This is a genomic window from Mesorhizobium erdmanii (assembly GCF_013170725.1).
Classification (GTDB): domain Bacteria; phylum Pseudomonadota; class Alphaproteobacteria; order Rhizobiales; family Rhizobiaceae; genus Mesorhizobium; species Mesorhizobium erdmanii.
This window is the reverse complement of sequence record NZ_CP033361.1, coordinates 3915363-3931923: the sequence shown is the minus strand read 5'-3', so window position 1 is coordinate 3931923 and position 16561 is coordinate 3915363. Positions and strand designations below refer to the sequence as shown.

Sequence of the window (16561 nt, the reverse complement as noted above, 5' to 3'; positions counted from 1 at the left end):
ATCATTCAAATCGGAAACAGCCCCTGCGTCGGATGATCGGCGCCCGCCGAAATCCAGCCGATGACGTATAGAGCGAGAGCCGCCGCGACAAGGCCGTCGACACGATCCATGACGCCGCCATGGCCTGGAATGAGCATGCCCGAATCCTTGCAGCCATGCCGCCGTTTGACCCAGGATTCGAACAGGTCGCCGGCCTGGGCGACAATCGAAAGCACAAGTGCGACAAGGCCAAGCAAGGCCAGGTTGCCGGCGCCGGCGGCGGCGGCCAGCATAACCCCGGCGACAACGCCACCAACAGCGCCTCCGAGCGCGCCGCTGCGCGTCTTGCCGGGCGAAATCGACGGCGCCAACTTGGGACCGCCGATGGCGCGCCCGACGAAATAGGCAAAAATGTCGGTCGCCCAGACGACGGCGAACAGGAACAGGATGGCGACCAGGCCTGAATTGTCACCATCGCGCAACAGGGCGAGCGACAGGCCGGACACGCTGGCATAGGCAAGGCCGCTCGCCTCCCATTGCCCCGTCTTGCGTACCTGGGCGGCTATCGCCGTCACGGCAGTCAGAAACGCGACTAGCAGCAACAGCCAGGATGCCGAAAGCCCGGCAATCAAAGCGCCTATGAAAACGACGACCAGCGCCTCGGGCAGGAAGCTCAGCCCATTGACCGCAGGCCGCGACATGCGTGTCCACTCGTAGAAGATCATCGCCGACATGGCTGCGCACAGAAGTCGGAAAGGCAGGCCGCCAAGCCAGGTCAGGCCAAGCGCAATGACGGCAAGCACGACCGCTGAAATGACGCGGAGCTGAAGGTTGCTCATCCCGCGGCCGGTCGCGAAGCGACGTCTTGCGGCCCCAATGCGCCGAATCGGCGCTCGCGGCCGGCAAATTCGCGCAACGCCTCGGTGAGATGCTCGCGGCTGAAGTCGGGCCAATAGCAAGGCAGGAAGACGAGTTCGCTATAGGCGGCCTGCCACAACAGGAAGTTGGACAGGCGAAGCTCGCCGCTGGTGCGTATGACCAGCTCCGGATCGGGAATGCCTTGCGTGTCGAGAGCGCCGGCAAAGCTTTCGGCAGTGATCGCCTCGCTGTCGATTTCGCCCCGTGCCACGGCCGCGGCAAGTTTGCGCGCCGTGCGGACGATCTCGTCGCGCCCGCCATAGTTGAAGGCGATCACCAGCGTCAGCGCTTCGTTGCCGGCTGTGAGCGATTCGGCCTCGTCGAGCAGCCCCCGGATGTCGGCCTGGAGCCCTGCCCTGTCGCCGATGATCCTGACCCGCACGCCACTCTGGTGCAGTTCGGCGAGGTCGCGGCGGATGAACAGCTTCAACAGCCCCATCAGGTCGCTGACCTCGGACTTCGGCCGCGACCAGTTCTCCGACGAGAAGGCGTAGACGGTCAGGAAGGAGATGCCGAGATCCGGTGCCGCGCGCACCGTCTTGCGCAATGCCTCGACGCCGGCACGATGACCGGCGAGCCTCGGCATGCCGCGCGCCTTGGCCCAGCGTCCATTTCCATCCATGATGATCGCGACATGCGCGGGCGTTGTCATGATCTCGCTTTCGGGTCAGCCGGCGGCCAACCCTAAACCTGCATGATTTCAGCTTCCTTATCGGAAAGCAGATGATCGATGGTGCTGATCGTTTCGTCGGTAAGTTTCTGGACCTGGTCCGAACGCTTGCGCTGATCGTCCTCGCTGATCGTGCCGTCCTTCTCCGCCTTCTTCAGGAAATCCATGCCGTCGCGGCGCACATGGCGTGCGGCGACACGGGCGTTCTCGGCATAGCCATGCGAAATCTTGACCAGCTCCTTGCGGCGCTGCTCGTTGAGCTCCGGCAGCGGAATCCTCAGATTGGTACCGTCGACGATCGGATTGAATCCCAGATTCGATTCGCGGATGGCGCGGTCGACGGCGCCAACCATCGACTTATCCCAGATCGACACCGAGATCATGCGCGGCTCCGGCACCGTCACGTTGGCCACCTGATTGATCGGCATGGTGGTGCCATAGGCCTGCACCTGGATGGCATCGAGCAGATTGCTGGAGGCGCGACCGGTCCGCAACGAAGCCAGGTCATGCTTGAACGCGGCGATTGCCCCATCCATGCGCCGCTTGAGATCGTCGTACTCACCACTCATCTTAGTCTCCTCGACCCGTCTGCCGCGGGTTCACTGCTTCGGGCACGGCCCCGTTCGAGCCTGATTTTCGAAAAAGCCGGTTTCCCCTTTTCAAGGGATCAGGCCCGGATCAATTGTCCGCGACGACCGTGCAGCGGCCGCCGCCCCTCAGAATGTCGCCGAAACCACCTTTTTCGTGGATCGAATAGACGATTATCGGAATGTTGTTTTCGCGCGCAAGTGCAATCGCTGCCGTATCCATGATGGAAAGGCCGCGATTTATGACTTCGGCATGGGTAATGCGCTCGAAACGCGTCGCGTTCGGGTCCTTTTTCGGGTCGGCCGAATAGACGCCATCGACCTGCGTGCCCTTGAACAGAGCATCGGCGCCGATTTCGGCCGCGCGCAGTGCCGCGGCCGAATCAGTGGTGAAGAAAGGATTGCCGGTGCCGCCGGCGAAGATCACCACCTTGCCCTGGTTCATGTAGGCGGTGGCCTGGCGCTGCGAAAAGCTTTCGCAAAGCTCGGGCATGGCGATCGCCGACAACACCACGGCTTCGACGCCGATCTTGTTCAGCGATGTGCGCAGTGCCAGCGAGTTGATGACCGTGGCAAGCATGCCCATGTGGTCGCCGGTGACGCGGTCTCCGCCCTTGGAGGCGACAGCCACGCCGCGGAAAATATTGCCGCCGCCGATGACGACGCCGACCTCGATGCCCAGTGCACGAGCCTCGGCAATGTCGGCGGCGATGCGATCGACGACCGAGACGTCGATGCCGAAATGCTGTTCGCCCATCAACGCTTCGCCCGACGCTTTCAACAAGACACGTCGGTAGAGGGGCTTCACCGTCATCTGGTCCTCGTCATTTTGCATGTGGTATCCGGGCAGGCATTCGCACAGGCGCCATCCCAAAACACCGGGTTCCGATACACGAAGGGCGCCGCGATGTCACGCGGCGCCCGACCTGCAAATTTATGCAATCCTGCCCGATCGATCAGTTGGTGGACACGCTCGCCGGCACGCCCTCCACAAGCACCGGTGATGCGTAGCCGGAGGGCTTGTCACCGGTAGCGGCACCGCCGGTGACGCGCGCCTGTATCTGCGGCCCGAAATAGGAATAGGGGAACGGCGCCGGCGTTCCGCTGACCGAATCCAGCCGGTCGCGAAGCCTTGCCGGGATGTCGAAGTTCAGCGCGGAAAGATTGTCCTGGATCTGGGAAAGGGTCGTCGCACCGAGGATGATGGTGGCGATCCCCGGCTGCGTCGCCACCCAGTTGAGCGCGACCTGCGGCATGCTGCGGCCGAGTTCGGACGCGACCTTCTCGAGTTCGGCCACGATGGCCCAGTTGCGCTCCGTGAACTTCTGGAAGCCCGGATGGGTCGAATTGCGGAATCCGTCGAGCCGGCCGACGTTTCCGGCCTGGGCCGGCCGATACTTGCCGCTGAGCAGCCCGCTGGCCAGTGGGCTCCACACCATGATGCCGGCACCATGGCGCGTGCCGAATGGCACGAACTCGTTCTCGATCATCCGTTCGGCCAGCGAGTATTCGAGCTGTAGCGCCGAAACCGGCTCATATCCGCGCAGTTCGGCGATCGCCTGTGCCCGCCCCGCATACCAGGCCGGCACATCGGACAGGCCGACATGGCGCACCTTGCCCACTCGCACCAGGTCATCCAGGGTGCGCATGACCTCTTCGGCCGGCGTCAGCCTGTCCCACACATGCATGAGATAGAGATCGATATAGTCCGTACCCAACCGCTTCAACGAAGCATCAACCGCCCGCATGATGTTCTTGCGGCCGTTGCCGCCGGCGTTCGGATTGCCGGGCTGCATGTTCATGGTGAACTTGCTGGCGATCACCGCCGTATCGCGCAGTCCCCGCTCGGCGATGAACTCACCAAGCCAGGCTTCGGCGGTGCCGCCGGTGTAGAAATCCGCCGTGTCGAAAAAATTGCCGCCCGCCTCGACATAGGCGTCGAACATCGCGCGCGCTGTATCCCTGTCGGTTCCCCAACCCCATTCCTTGCCGAAAGTCATGGTGCCCAGCGCCAGCCTGCTGACCCTGAGGCCGCTGTTGCCGAGAGTGTAATAGGTCATGCTCATGATCGTCTTCCAATGCTTGGTAGTGAATGCCGTGGCGCCAATGCCCGGGAGTGTCAGTGTCCCGGCGTCGTCTTGACCCAGAAATTGCCGCGCTCATGCGTCATTCGGAACGCAAAGCCGTCGACCTTCCAGCCGGCGGAGCAACGCGCCAAGTGGTGCTCGTAGGTGCCCCAGACTTCCCAAAGCGGGTCGCCATTGCCTTCCATCCGGTTCCAGGCATAGCCGTTCGAACGGACGGTCGCCGTGTCCGCCTCGAGAACGACTTGGTGATTTGTGCGCAGATGCAGGCTTGTCTTGCTGCCCTTGAGGTTACCAGCCCAGGCGCCGATCAGATCGTCGGAGGCGATGTTGGCCGCGGGCTGCCCGGAAAGACTGCTGAAATCGGCTGTAACCCGATCTGCGAAATAGCTGCGCGCCAGTGTCCAGTCCTGGGCGTCGACGGCGCGGTCGATGCCGTCGGCAATACGGATGACCGCGCGTTCGTCCGCGAGCGCTTGCCAGCCGGAAGGTTCCGCCCCGCCGGCATCGATCGGCGCCAGCGCCATGCCTGCCGCGAACGTTACGTGCTTCAACGCATTCATGTCTCTTCTCCTCGATGCCATCAATTGCCGATGTGTTGGCGACAATGTGGACCGTGGCTTTCGCGTCGATAAGATTGCATTGTTCGCAAAGACTATGCGATATCATGCATGAATGGATCGGGATCTGCTGAGCCACCTGCCTGTCGTCGTCGCCGTTGCCCGGCGCGGTGGCTTCGCGCTTGCCGCCGCCGAACTCGGCATGAGTCCTTCGGCTGTCAGCCATGCCGTGCGTATCGTCGAAGAACGGATCGGCCAGCCCTTGTTCGCGCGCACGACGCGTAGCGTTTCACTCACCGAGACCGGCAAAGCGCTGGTGGAAACGGCGGCCCCTGCACTCCAGGACATTGCCGAGCGGATGGACCGTATCCGCAGCGTCAAGGGCCGGCCGTCCGGCCTCCTCAGGATCAACGCCTCCAACATCGCGATTCCGTTGGCGGTGACCCCGATCGTCGCGGCGATGGCCGAGCGCTATCCAGACATTACGGTGGAGGTCTTCGCCGATCAGGGGCTGGTCGACATCGTCGGCGAAGGTTTTGACGCCGGCATCCGGCTGGGCGAGATGATCGCGCAGGACATGGTGGCCGTGCGGCTGACGCCTCCATTCAAAGCCGTCATCGTCGCCGCACCGGCCTATATCGGGCGACGCGGCCGACCGCGCAGCGTGGCCGATCTCGCCAACCACAACTGCATCGGCTACCGGCTGGTCCGCTCCGGTGCGCTCTATCGCTGGGACCTGACAGAGGACGGCGAGGATGTCGTCATGGAGACCGGCGGAACGGCCATCGTCACGGATTCGCTCGCCGCGATTGACCTGGCACTCGCCGGAGTGGGTCTCGCCTACATGTTCGAACCGCTGGCGCGCGCGGATCTTGCTGCTGGCCGCCTGGTGCAGGTTCTGCCGCAATCGGCGATCGAGGAGCCTGGCCTTTTCCTCTACTTCCCGCGCCGGGCGGCGATGGCGCCGAAGCTGCGGACCTTCATCGACACCGCACAAGAAATCGGCCTGATGTCCCAGCGGACATCAGGCCGAAAAACACATTCGGAATAAAGCGGTAGGAAGCTTACTTCTTGACCGCCGCGGCGACTTCCGCCGCGAAATCGGTCTCTTCCTTCTCGATGCCTTCGCCGAGCGCGAAGCGCAGGTAGGCGGTGATCTTGGCCGGCGCGCCGATCTCCTTCTCGGCATCCTTCAGCGCCTTCTCGACGGTGATGTCGGGATTGAGCACGAAGGCCTGCTTCAGGAGCACGACTTCCTCGTAGAACTTGCGCAGGCGACCCTCGACCATCTTTTCGATGATCGCTTCCGGCTTGCCGGTCTGGCGCGCCTGGTCGGCGAAGATCGCCTTCTCGCGCTCGACCGCGGCCGGATCGATCTGCTCTGCCGTCAGCGCCAGCGGGTTGGTGGCGGCGACATGCATGGCGACCTGCCGGGCAAACGCGTTGGCGGCATGTTCATTGCCAGTGGTCTCGATCGCGACCAGCACGCCGAGCTTGCCGAGGCCATCGGCAACCGCATTGTGGACATAGGTCGCAACCGCGCCGTGCGGAACGGTCAGCTTGGCCGAACGGCGGAAGCCCAGATTCTCACCAATGGTGCCGACGGCATCCTTGATGGTGTCGGTGACGGACTTGTCCGAACCCGGGTACTTTGCGGCAGCCACGGCCTCGGTGGTGCCATAGGCCAGCGCAACCTTGGCGACATTGGAGACAATTTCCTGGAACGCGGCATTGCGGGCGACGAAGTCGGTCTCGGAATTGACCTCGACAATGGCAGCCTCGCGGACGCCGGCATCAACGCCGATCAGGCCTTCGGCCGCCGTGCGCCCGGCCTTCTTGTCGGCCTTGGAGATACCCTTCTTGCGGAGCCAGTCGACGGCTTCTTCCATGTTGCCGTTGGTCTCGGTCAACGCCGCCTTGCAGTCCATCATGCCCGCGCCGGTCAAGTCGCGGAGTTCTTTGACCTGTGCAGCCGAAATGCTCATTGTCGCCTCTTTGTTTTAAATGCACCGACGCACCATCGGTACTCGATGATGCGTCTGTTTAGCGTGCCAAAATATGAGAAAGATGAAGGCCGTGTCCGGCCTTCGATTATCAAGCCTCGGGGGCTTCCGATGCCGGAGCCGGATCGAGAGCTGGTTCGACCGGAGCTTCGACCGAAGCGCCGATATCGACACCCAGCGCGCCCTGCTGGCGGGCGATGCCGTCGATGGCGGCCTTGGCGATCAGGTCGCAATAGAGCTGGATGGCGCGCGCGGCGTCATCATTGCCGGGGATCGGGAAGTCGATCTTGTCCGGGTCGCAGTTCGAATCGATGATAGCGACGACCGGGATGCCGAGGCGCTTGGCCTCGAGAATGGCAATCGCTTCCTTGTTGGTGTCGATCACGAACATCAGGTCGGGCGTCGAGCCCATATCCTTGATGCCGCCCAGCGCCTTGTCGAGCTTCTCGCGCTCACGGTCGAGGTTGAGGCGTTCCTTCTTGGTGAGGCCCTGAGCCTCGCCGGCCAGCATCTCGTCGAGCTTGCGCAGGCGCTGGATCGAGTTCGAGATCGTCTTCCAGTTGGTGAGCATGCCGCCGAGCCAACGAGAATTGACATAATACTGGGCCGAACGCTGCGCGGCATCGGCAACGATGTCGGACGCCTGGCGCTTGGTGCCCACGAACAGAACGCGGCCGCCCTTGGCGACAGTATCGGAAACCTGCTTCAGCGCCTGGTGCAGCAAAGGCACCGTTTGCGAGAGGTCGATGATGTGGATGTTGTTACGAGCGCCGTAGATGTAAGGCGCCATCTTCGGGTTCCAGCGGTGGGTCTGGTGGCCGAAGTGAATGCCAGCTTCCAAAAGCTGGCGCATGCTGAAATCAGGCAGTGCCATTCTCATTTCCTTTCCGGTTAGCCTCCACGGACACAGGCATTTTTGGACAAAGTCCTCGAACGCCACCGGAGGTTTCAGCCGGATTTCTCCCGGGCAGACACCAAAGTCCGTGTGTGGAATGAGCCGGCGTATAGAGGGGAAGCGCCGTAAACGCAAGCGCTTTGGCGTGCGCACGGTTGCGTGCGACGATCCGCGCCTCGCCCTCAGCGCTTCTTCTTGCCGTTGGGCACCCTTACTCGCCGGAAGATCGCGACGATCTCCTCGCGGCTGCATTCGATGGCGCCAAGCCGCACCGCGCGGTCGCGCTCGAAGCCGGTTATGTCATAATGCGGCGCCGATGTCCTGGGCGGTCCCTGGTAGGATGAGCGCTTGACGCCAAGAGCCGCGGCGAAACGATGCAACTCGTCGGTGTCGTCGGCCATCAGGTGGCACCAGCGGTGGCCGGCCCACCTCCAGATCGCCGCATCGACGTAGACTGCCATCAAGCCCGCCGTGGCCAGCTCAGTTTCGCAAGCCTGCTATTTCGATACCGGGCAAGGCTTTGTCTGGTCGAACAGCGACAGATTGACCAGCTTGCCGGTCATCGAGAAGTCGCCATAGTCCATTGTGAGATCGCGGGTGATGCCGTTCTCATGCAGCTTGAAACTGATCCGGTATTCCGGCACTTCTTCGCCGTTCTGGGCGCTGTCGTCGAAATAGGCGATGTCGACCGGCCAGTATTTGTCGGTGGCGAGCTTGGCCAGCGCCGGAGCTTCCGGGTCGGCCTTGTCGGCCTCGGTCTTCTTGCCGACGACAACGGTGGTCGTCATCACCTTGTTGGCGTCCTCGGAGCCGTCGAACAGGTTTGTCTGGTAGAACTTCTCGCCTTTCTCGGCCTTGCCGATCAGTTCGACCAGATGCTGGGTCGGAAACTGGGTCGCGGCGAGTTGCAGACTGTTCTTTTCCGGCTTGTCGATATCGACCTTGAGCCCTTTTGCGTCTTTCGTGGCCATACCCTTGACCTCCTTGTCGAGGTTCTGGTCGACAAAGGATTTGGTCACGAACGAAAACGTCTTGCCTTCGGCATCCTCGAAAGTCGTCGTCTGCTGGTCGGTCAGTCTCGTATTGTCGTTGGTGACGATCTGGGTGACGAACCGGAATTTTACCGTATAGCCTTCGCAGGCCGAGCCATTGAATTCGTAGACCATGCGACCGGATATGCCTGTTATCCCGGAGCGGTCGGAAGCCTTGTTGAGGGTGAGGTCATACACGGCGCGATGCGCCTGCAGCGCCGGCACGGCGAAAGCGGGGACTATCGGCAAGGCCGCGGACAACAGAACGGCGTGGAATGCAAGGCGCGCTGCGCGCATGAGGTACTCCGATCGTCACGGCTGATGGCAAGCCGCAGGGAAAGATGGTCCAGCTTAAAAAAAGTCGTGGCGGAAGCGAGGCAAAAATAGCAATTTCGGCCCCGCCAGCGCGGCGTCTTCCAGCAATAGGGAAAAGCAATGAGTGAAACAATCGAAAAGCGGCTAAGTGATCTCGGCGTGACGCTTCCTGTCGCCGCCGCACCCGCCGCCAACTACGTTCCCTACTGCCGGACCGGCAATTTGCTGTTCACCGCCGGGCAGTTGCCGCTCAAGGACGGCAAGCTGCAGGCGAGCGGCCTGCTCGGCCGCGATGTCGACACGGCAAGCGGCAAGGATGCGGCAAAATACTGCGCGATCAACATTCTGGCGCAGGCCAAGGCAGCAATCGGCGATCTCGAGAAGATTCGCCGCCTGGTGAAGATCACGGTTTTCGTCGCCTCGTCCGCCGACTTCGTCGAGCAGCATCTGGTTGCCAACGGCGCCTCCGATTTCCTGGTCGCCGCCCTTGGCGAGCGCGGCAAGCACGCCCGTTCCGCCGTCGGCACCGCCTCCCTGCCGCTTAATGCCGCGGTGGAAATCGAAGCGATCTTCGAAGTCGAATGAGCGAAGGCCTGATATGACCGACCTTTCCTGGCTGACTGCCCGGCCCGTTGCCCATCGCGGCTTCCATGACATGAACAGGACGCGCTGGGAAAACACCCTTTCCGCCTTCGCGGCCGCGGCCGAACGCGGCTACGCCATCGAATGCGACGTGCATCTGTCGTCGGACGGCGTTCCCATCATCATCCATGATGACGACCTGAAAAGACTGACCGGAGAGGACGGTTTCGTCTGGCAACGCAGCGCGGCCGAACTGACCGCGCTCAAGGTTGGCGGCACATCCGATCACGTGCCGACGCTGCAGGAAGCGCTCGACCTCGTCGACGGCCGCGTGCCGATGGTCGTGGAACTGAAAGGGGTTCCCGGTCGCGACGAAGGCCTGGTGGCATGCGTCGGCAAGATGCTCAAGCGCTACAAGGGCAAGGCGGCGGTCATGTCGTTCGATCACTGGCTGATCCGCGATTTCCCGAAACATGCGCCCGGCATTCCTGCTGGTCTGACCGCCTATGGCAGGGACCTAAAATTGATCGAAGCGCATTTTTCCATGTTGGCGCATGAGCTCTCCTTCACCTCCTACGCCGCCGGCGACCTGCCGAATCCGTTCGTCAACTTCGTGCGCGAAAAGCTCAAAATGCCCGTCATCACCTGGACCGTGCACGATCAGCCCGCGATCGACCTGACCTTCAAATATGCCGATCAGATGACTTTCGAAGGGTTCGAGCCCGATTTGGTCAAAGTCGCCTGAGCGGGGTGTCTGAAACGTGACTTGTAGCGGCCCGGATGGAGCTTAAATAAGCCTCATGGATCAGGGCGACGATGGCGACGGGCAAGCAGCAAATGCGGACTATTCGATCCGCATCGCCGCCGGTATCGGCGCGTTCACCAGCGATGAGTGGAATGGCTTTGCCGGGACCACGCGCGGTGATGCGGAAAACGGCTATAACCCGCTCGTTTCATTCGCTTTCTTGAGCGCGCTGGAAGATTCCGGCTGCGCCGTTCGACGCACCGGTTGGCAAGGACATCATTTGCGGCTGGAGAGTGCGCAAGGCAGGCTGCTGGGTGCCGTCCCCTGCTATCTCAAATCGCACAGCCAGGGCGAATATGTGTTCGATCATGGCTGGTCGGATGCCTTCGAGCGCGCCGGTGGCCGCTACTACCCGAAACTCCAATGCGCCGTGCCGTTCACCCCGGTCACCGGCCCTCGCCTGCTGGTCGGCAAGAGCGAGGATCCAGATGCGGTGAAGGCCGGGCTGGCGGCCGGCCTCAAGATGGTGACCGACAAGCTCCGCGTGTCCTCGGCACATGTCACCTTCGCCCAGGAAAGCGACATCGCCACGCTGGAGGCCGCCGGTTTCCTGCATCGCACGGACCAGCAGTTTCATTTCTTCAACGAAGGCTTTTCGACCTATGACGACTTCCTCGCCACGCTTGCCTCACGCAAGCGCAAGGCGATGAAGAAGGAGCGGCGCGAGGCGCTTGCCGACGGTATCTCGATCGACTGGCTGACCGGCAAGGACCTGACGGAAAAGGCCTGGGACGACTTCTTCGCCTTCTACATGGACACCGGCAGCCGCAAATGGGGCCGCCCCTATCTGAACCGCCAATTCTTCTCGCTGATCGGCGAACGCATGGCGGACGACATCCTGCTGGTGATGGCCCGGCGCAACGGGCGCTACATTGCCGGCGCCATCAATTTCATCGGCTCGGACGCGCTCTACGGCCGTAACTGGGGTTGCATCGAGGATCACCCCTTCCTGCATTTCGAGGTCTGCTATCACCAGGCCATCGACTTCGCCATCGAACGCAAGCTGAAGGTGGTCGAGGCGGGCGCGCAGGGAGAGCACAAGCTGGCGCGCGGCTACCGGCCGGTGACCATGCATTCCGCCCACTACATTTCGCATCCCGGCCTGCGCAACGCGGTGGCCGACTACCTCAACCGAGAGCGGCGCGAGGTCGAGCGCATGGGCGAATATCTGGAAGAGCATACCCCGTTCCGTAAGGATCTCGAGGACCAGGCCCCCGAGTAGGTTCCGCCGCGCCTTGCCGCCCACGCGAGCCTTCGCTAAACCGGGCACTGAGCACAAACGGAGCCTACCGCCATGGCCGAAGCTTACGACCCCGGCAACATCTTCGCCAAAATTCTGCGCGGCGAAATTCCCTCTCATCGTGTCTATGAGGACGAGGCCGTCGTCGCCTTCATGGATGTGATGCCGCAAGGCACCGGCCACACTCTGGTGGTGCCGAAGGCGCCGTCGCGCAATATGCTCGATGCGGATCCGGCAACCCTCGGCGCTTTGTTCGCGGTCGTGCAGAAGGTGGCGGTGGCGGTGAAAAAGGCCTTCGACGCCGATGGCCTCACGCTGATGCAGTTCAACGAGCCGGCCTCGGGCCAGACCGTGTACCACCTGCATGTTCACGTCATCCCACGCTTCGAGGGTGTGCCGCTCAAGCCGCATTCCGGGCAGATGGAGAAACCGGAAGTTCTGGCTGAACACGCCGGCAAGATCCGAGCGGCTCTGGCGGGCTGACGTGGCGAGCAGTCAAAAGTTCAGATAAAGCCCGGCCAGCAGCAGAAACTCGGCCGTGGCAATGCCGACGACCATGCGCTTTCCCGACGCCAGATAGGCGACGAAGCCCAGGGCCACCGCCACTACTCTCAAGGCAAGCGGCGTATGCGCAAGCGCACCGCCCGGAAAGACAATCAAGTTGCCGATGACGGCGGCGACAAGCGCGGTCGCCATGGTGCGAACCAGCACCAACAGGTCTGAATTTTCAGAAAGCTTCCCGCCGAGATAGACACCCAGGAAGCGCCAGATATCGGTCGCGGCGAAACCGGCAAGGAGAATGAACAGGTATGGCCACCACCAGGCGCCGTTGGAAAAATAACTCACGCCGTGCGCGCCTTGCGCCGCCATAGGTGCCAGCCATAGGCGGCCATGCCACCGACAAGTCCGGTGGCCAGCAAGTCGATTCGCGGCACCAAGATGTGGAAGACCGGCCCGAGCGCGAGGCCCAGGACCATTGCCACATGCCCTACCCGTTCGCGCGCGGAACCCCACAACGAGGTCAGGAAATACATCGGCGTCAACATCAGCAACGCCGCTGAAACGGCGGACGGCAGCGTATCCGCCACCGCATAGACGACCGTCACGACGATGATGTTCGTGGTCACCAACATAGCGCCAAGGCCGGCATAGTAAGTCGTACGCATGCGAGGCGGAACGCACTTCAGGCGCTCCATGGCCAGCACCCAGGACGTCACAGCCACGAAATGCGCGAGGAGATAGAGCACATGCTGCCGGGTTGTCCTGGTGCGCATCTCGGGCACCAGCACCATCACCATCGGCATCAGACGGATTGCGGACAATGTGACGGCCAACATCGCCGCAGGCAGCGCCGCCCCCGATGTGACCGCGCCCACCAGCACTACCATCGATGGCAGTGCCCACACCGTTCCGGTCATGAAAGCGGCCTGTGTCGCTGTGACCCCGGCATCTTTCGCCAGGGCGGCGAAGCCAATGAACGAGCTGATGAGTATCAGGCCAGGGAGGGAAAAGGCTGCTCCGACACCACGCAGGAACCAGGTGGAACGAGGCACTGTGGAGTCCGGGGGCCAAGTAGACATGTGCCGGCCATAGCATGCGCGGCCACGGGATGCGACCGCACCGAAAGTCGCGTATGGTCTTTCCGTTGATCCAGGAAACTGGTGGTAGTCGGCCTCTTCCGGCCTGGTCGAAGGTGCGACAAGCAAGTTAGCGCGGCGCTTGGGAACTGACCTCTACTGTCCGTCAATCGGCAATTGCGCCAAGGTCTGGAACGCCGATGGCTGCGGTGCCCCGGTGAGACGCTGCTCGATTGCTCCGGCACAGTCCTGCGGGCTCAACAGCGACGTATCGACTTCCAGGTCGTAGGTGCCGGGTTTGTGCACTTCTTCCTGCCACAGGCGGACGGGTGAAGGCACGGGATCACCAGGCGAGGCGGTGACGTAGGCCCTGTCCGGCTCGCTGGCTGCGCGCCGTTCCATGATAACCTCGATCGGACAGCGAACGCCAACAAACAGGACCGGCAGGCCGGCAAGCTGTCGCGCGCAATCCGCCAGTATACCGAGCGGTTTCGAGTAACCATCGTGATGGCCGACATCCACCACGACATTGAGCTCTAGCCTGCTATGAGCCGCGATCGACTCGTAGAGCGCGGCATAGAAATGCCGCACGAAATCTTCGAGATCGGGTCGTTCGCCACCAGGACGCAATCCTATTCCCGGGCGAAGTCGCGGCGGCGTAATCTGCTCATAGCTGTCGACGCCCAGATTCATCCATGCGCCGTCGAAGCTTTCCTGAATGACTCGGGCGATGCTCGATTTTCCTGACCGCGGCGCGCCGTTGAGGATGATGATCTGACCAGCCATGCGCCACCTCCCAATGAAAAAAGCCCCGTTTCCGGGGCTCTTCTCGGTTTTCGCCAGGCTCAGCCCTTGCGGGGCAGTTGCGGGACCAGGCTGCGCTTGCCGCCATCCTTGCCCTTGGGCTCGGGCTTCTGCGCCACGAGCTTCTTGGCGGCGGGCTTCTTGGCCACGGCCTTGGGCGGCTTGGGCGCGTCTTCCGGCTCTTCCTTCTTCGGCGTCACCGGCGCCTCGTCGGCCAGCGACTCGAGCTTCAGGCCGGTCTCGCCGGTTTCCTTCTTCTCGACGGTGACGCGCACCGTGCCGCCCTTCTTGAGCTTGCCGAACAGCACCTCGTCGGCCAGCGGCTTCTTGATGTGCTCCTGGATCACGCGGCCGAGCGGCCGCGCGCCCATGCGCTCGTCATAGCCCTTGTCGGCGAGCCAGGCGATCGCTTCCGGCGACAGGTCGAATGTCACACCACGCTCGGAGAGCTGCGCCTCGAGCTGCATGACGAACTTCTGCACCACCTGATGGATGACCGGCACCGGCAGCGAGCCGAACGGGATGATCGCATCGAGACGGTTGCGGAATTCCGGCGTGAACAGCCGGTTGATCGCCTCGACATCGTCGCCTTCACGCTTGGTCGAACCGAAACCGATCGCCGCGCGCTGCGCATCGGATGCGCCCGCATTGGTGGTCATGATCAGGATGACGTTGCGGAAGTCGATCTGCTTGCCGTTGTGGTCGGTCAGCTTGCCGTGGTCCATCACCTGCAACAGGATGTTGAACAGGTCCGGATGCGCCTTCTCGACCTCGTCCAGCAACAGCACGCAGTGCGGATGCTGGTCGACACCGTCGGTCAACAGGCCACCCTGGTCGAAGCCGACATAGCCGGGAGGCGCGCCGATCAACCGGGAGACGGTGTGGCGTTCCATATATTCCGACATGTCGAAGCGGATCAGTTCGACACCGAGCGAGGCGGCGAGTTGCTTTGCCACTTCGGTCTTGCCGACGCCGGTCGGGCCTGAGAACAAATACGAGCCGATCGGCTTCTCCGGTTCGCGCAGGCCGGCACGTGCCAGCTTGATCGCAGAGGTCAGCGCGGTGATGGCGGTATCCTGGCCATAGACGACGCGCTTCAACTCGATGTCGAGGCCCTGCAGCACCTTCTCGTCATCAGCCGAAACGGTCTTCGGCGGAATGCGTGCCATGGTGGCGATCGTCGCTTCGATCTCCTTGATGCCGATGGTCTTCTTGCGCTTGGCTTCCGGCACCAACATCTGCGAGGCACCGGTCTCGTCGATCACGTCGATCGCCTTGTCCGGCAGCTTGCGGTCGTTGATATAGCGGGCCGACAGTTCCACCGAAGCCTTGATCGCCTCGTTGGTGAACTTGACCTTGTGGAATTCCTCATAATAGGGCTTGAGGCCCTTCATGATCTCGATGGCATCCTCGATGGTCGGCTCGTTGACGTCGATCTTCTGGAAGCGCCGCACCAGAGCGCGATCCTTCTCGAAGAACTGGCGAAATTCCTTGTAGGTGGTCGAGCCGATGCAGCGGATCGCACCCGAAGACAGCGCCGGCTTCAACAGGTTCGACGCATCCATGGCGCCGCCCGACGTGGCACCCGCACCAATCACGGTGTGGATCTCGTCGATGAACAGCACGGCACCAGGGTAGTCCTCGAGTTCCTTGACGACCTGCTTCAACCGTTCCTCGAAATCGCCGCGGTAGCGCGTGCCGGCCAGCAGCGTGCCCATGTCGAGCGCGAAGATGGTGGCGTTGAGCAGCACTTCGGGAACGTCGCCCTCGACGATGCGCTTGGCCAGACCTTCGGCGATCGCCGTCTTGCCGACACCGGGGTCGCCGACATAGAGCGGATTGTTCTTGGAGCGGCGGCACAGCACCTGGATGGTGCGGTTGATCTCGCTCTCGCGACCGATCAGCGGGTCGATCTTGCCGGCCTTGGCCTTGTTGTTGAGGTTGACGCAATAAGCGGTCAGGGCATCCTGCTGCTGCTTCTTCTTGCCGCCTTCCTCTTGCGGCTCGGCGCCGTTCTGGCCGCCCTGCTCATCGTCGGCGCCACGCGGCGAGCGCGTCTCCGATGCACCGGGACGCTTGGCGATGCCGTGCGAAATGTAGTTGACCGCGTCATAACGGGTCATCTGCTGTTCCTGCAGGAAATAGGCAGCGTGGCTTTCGCGCTCGGCGAAGATCGCGACGAGCACGTTGGCGCCCGACACTTCCTCGCGGCCGGAAGACTGCACATGGATCACCGCGCGCTGGATGACGCGCTGGAAGCCGGCGGTCGGCTTGGAATCCTCGTCGTAGCCGGTGACCAGGTTGTCGAGCTCGGTGTCGATATAGGTGAGAACAGTGTGCTTCAGCTCGTCGAGATCGACGTTGCAGGCGCGCATGACGGCGGCGGCCTCGGTGTCATCGATCAACGCAAGTAGCAGATGTTCAAGGGTTGCGTATTCATGGTGCCGCTCATTGGCGAGCGTCAGCGCCTGGTGAAGCGCCTTTTCCAGGCCTTGGGAGAAAGCCGGCATG

19 protein-coding genes are annotated in these 16561 nt (G+C 62.4%); 5 read left to right on the top strand and 14 right to left on the bottom strand.

Going from position 1 to position 16561, the window contains the following annotated elements; translation table 11 throughout:
- Nucleotides 1–5: 5 nt before the first annotated feature.
- The 6 genes from EB233_RS19035 to EB233_RS19010 form a co-directional block, all read right to left on the bottom strand.
- The gene (locus EB233_RS19035; RefSeq protein ID WP_064988625.1) at nt 6–818 is read right to left on the bottom strand and encodes a phosphatidate cytidylyltransferase; all 813 of its coding nucleotides are present in this window, start codon (nt 816–818) and stop codon (nt 6–8) included.
- Nucleotides 815–1549, bottom strand: coding sequence for an isoprenyl transferase (locus EB233_RS19030; protein ID WP_027051884.1), 735 nt, complete (start codon nt 1547–1549; stop codon nt 815–817). Before EB233_RS19030 ends, EB233_RS19035 begins: the two co-directional genes overlap by 4 nt.
- A 32-nt stretch (nt 1550–1581) precedes the next feature.
- Complete coding sequence (gene frr, locus EB233_RS19025; RefSeq protein ID WP_027051885.1) at nt 1582–2136, bottom strand: ribosome recycling factor; 555 nt, start codon at nt 2134–2136, stop codon at nt 1582–1584.
- Between the two features lie 109 nt (nt 2137–2245).
- Entirely contained in the window at nt 2246–2968 is a 723-nt protein-coding gene (pyrH, locus tag EB233_RS19020) for a UMP kinase (protein ID WP_027051886.1), read from the bottom strand.
- Between the two features lie 142 nt (nt 2969–3110).
- Nucleotides 3111–4220 (bottom strand): aldo/keto reductase, encoded by a 1110-nt coding sequence (locus tag EB233_RS19015; protein WP_064988624.1) that lies wholly within the window; start codon nt 4218–4220, stop codon nt 3111–3113.
- Nucleotides 4221–4273: 53 nt separating this feature from the next.
- Nucleotides 4274–4801, bottom strand: a complete 528-nt coding sequence (locus EB233_RS19010) for a nuclear transport factor 2 family protein (RefSeq protein ID WP_064988623.1) — start codon at nt 4799–4801, stop codon at nt 4274–4276.
- Nucleotides 4802–4913: 112 nt separating this feature from the next.
- Here EB233_RS19010 and EB233_RS19005 point away from each other — a divergent pair, with 112 nt between their 5' ends.
- The gene (locus EB233_RS19005) at nt 4914–5849 is read left to right on the top strand and encodes a LysR family transcriptional regulator (RefSeq protein WP_064988622.1); all 936 of its coding nucleotides are present in this window, start codon (nt 4914–4916) and stop codon (nt 5847–5849) included.
- A gap of 13 nt (nt 5850–5862) precedes the next feature.
- Here the strand turns inward: EB233_RS19005 and tsf are convergent, their stop codons facing one another.
- From tsf to EB233_RS18985, 4 genes are all read right to left on the bottom strand, one after another.
- Nucleotides 5863–6783, bottom strand: coding sequence for a translation elongation factor Ts (tsf, locus tag EB233_RS19000; protein ID WP_064988621.1), 921 nt, complete (start codon nt 6781–6783; stop codon nt 5863–5865).
- Between the two features lie 109 nt (nt 6784–6892).
- Nucleotides 6893–7675, bottom strand: a complete 783-nt coding sequence (gene rpsB, locus EB233_RS18995; protein ID WP_023777441.1) for a 30S ribosomal protein S2 — start codon at nt 7673–7675, stop codon at nt 6893–6895.
- A 203-nt stretch (nt 7676–7878) separates the two neighbouring features.
- A complete protein-coding gene (locus EB233_RS18990; RefSeq protein WP_064988620.1) occupies nt 7879–8157 on the bottom strand; it encodes a DUF4031 domain-containing protein in 279 nt (92 codons plus the stop codon).
- Between the two features lie 36 nt (nt 8158–8193).
- Nucleotides 8194–9024 carry a cell envelope integrity EipB family protein gene (locus EB233_RS18985; protein WP_027051892.1) on the bottom strand — a complete coding sequence of 277 codons (831 nt, stop codon included), beginning with the start codon at nt 9022–9024 and terminating at the stop codon, nt 8194–8196.
- A 138-nt stretch (nt 9025–9162) separates the two neighbouring features.
- Here EB233_RS18985 and EB233_RS18980 point away from each other — a divergent pair, with 138 nt between their 5' ends.
- The 4 genes from EB233_RS18980 (at nt 9163) to EB233_RS18965 (ending at nt 12152) form a co-directional block, all read left to right on the top strand.
- Nucleotides 9163–9627, top strand: coding sequence for a RidA family protein (locus tag EB233_RS18980; RefSeq protein ID WP_064988619.1), 465 nt, complete (start codon nt 9163–9165; stop codon nt 9625–9627).
- Nucleotides 9628–9640: 13 nt separating this feature from the next.
- Nucleotides 9641–10369, top strand: coding sequence for a glycerophosphodiester phosphodiesterase (locus EB233_RS18975; protein ID WP_064988618.1), 729 nt, complete (start codon nt 9641–9643; stop codon nt 10367–10369).
- Nucleotides 10370–10424: 55 nt separating this feature from the next.
- Nucleotides 10425–11651: a GNAT family N-acetyltransferase gene (locus EB233_RS18970; RefSeq protein WP_064988617.1), complete on the top strand. Its 1227-nt coding sequence runs from the start codon at nt 10425–10427 to the stop codon at nt 11649–11651.
- A 72-nt stretch (nt 11652–11723) separates the two neighbouring features.
- Entirely contained in the window at nt 11724–12152 is a 429-nt protein-coding gene (locus EB233_RS18965) for an HIT family protein (RefSeq protein WP_064988616.1), read from the top strand.
- A gap of 12 nt (nt 12153–12164) precedes the next feature.
- Here the strand turns inward: EB233_RS18965 and EB233_RS18960 are convergent, their stop codons facing one another.
- From EB233_RS18960 to clpA, 4 genes are all read right to left on the bottom strand, one after another.
- Nucleotides 12165–12539 (bottom strand): AzlD domain-containing protein, encoded by a 375-nt coding sequence (locus EB233_RS18960; protein ID WP_244277606.1) that lies wholly within the window; start codon nt 12537–12539, stop codon nt 12165–12167.
- Nucleotides 12512–13249 carry an AzlC family ABC transporter permease gene (locus tag EB233_RS18955; protein WP_064988615.1) on the bottom strand — a complete coding sequence of 246 codons (738 nt, stop codon included), beginning with the start codon at nt 13247–13249 and terminating at the stop codon, nt 12512–12514. The genes EB233_RS18960 and EB233_RS18955 overlap by 28 nt, the downstream gene beginning before the upstream one ends.
- A gap of 153 nt (nt 13250–13402) precedes the next feature.
- Entirely contained in the window at nt 13403–14032 is a 630-nt protein-coding gene (locus tag EB233_RS18950; RefSeq protein ID WP_064988614.1) for a chloramphenicol phosphotransferase CPT family protein, read from the bottom strand.
- Between the two features lie 59 nt (nt 14033–14091).
- A complete protein-coding gene (clpA, locus tag EB233_RS18945; RefSeq protein WP_064988613.1) occupies nt 14092–16560 on the bottom strand; it encodes an ATP-dependent Clp protease ATP-binding subunit ClpA in 2469 nt (822 codons plus the stop codon).
- Nucleotide 16561 lies beyond the last annotated feature (1 nt).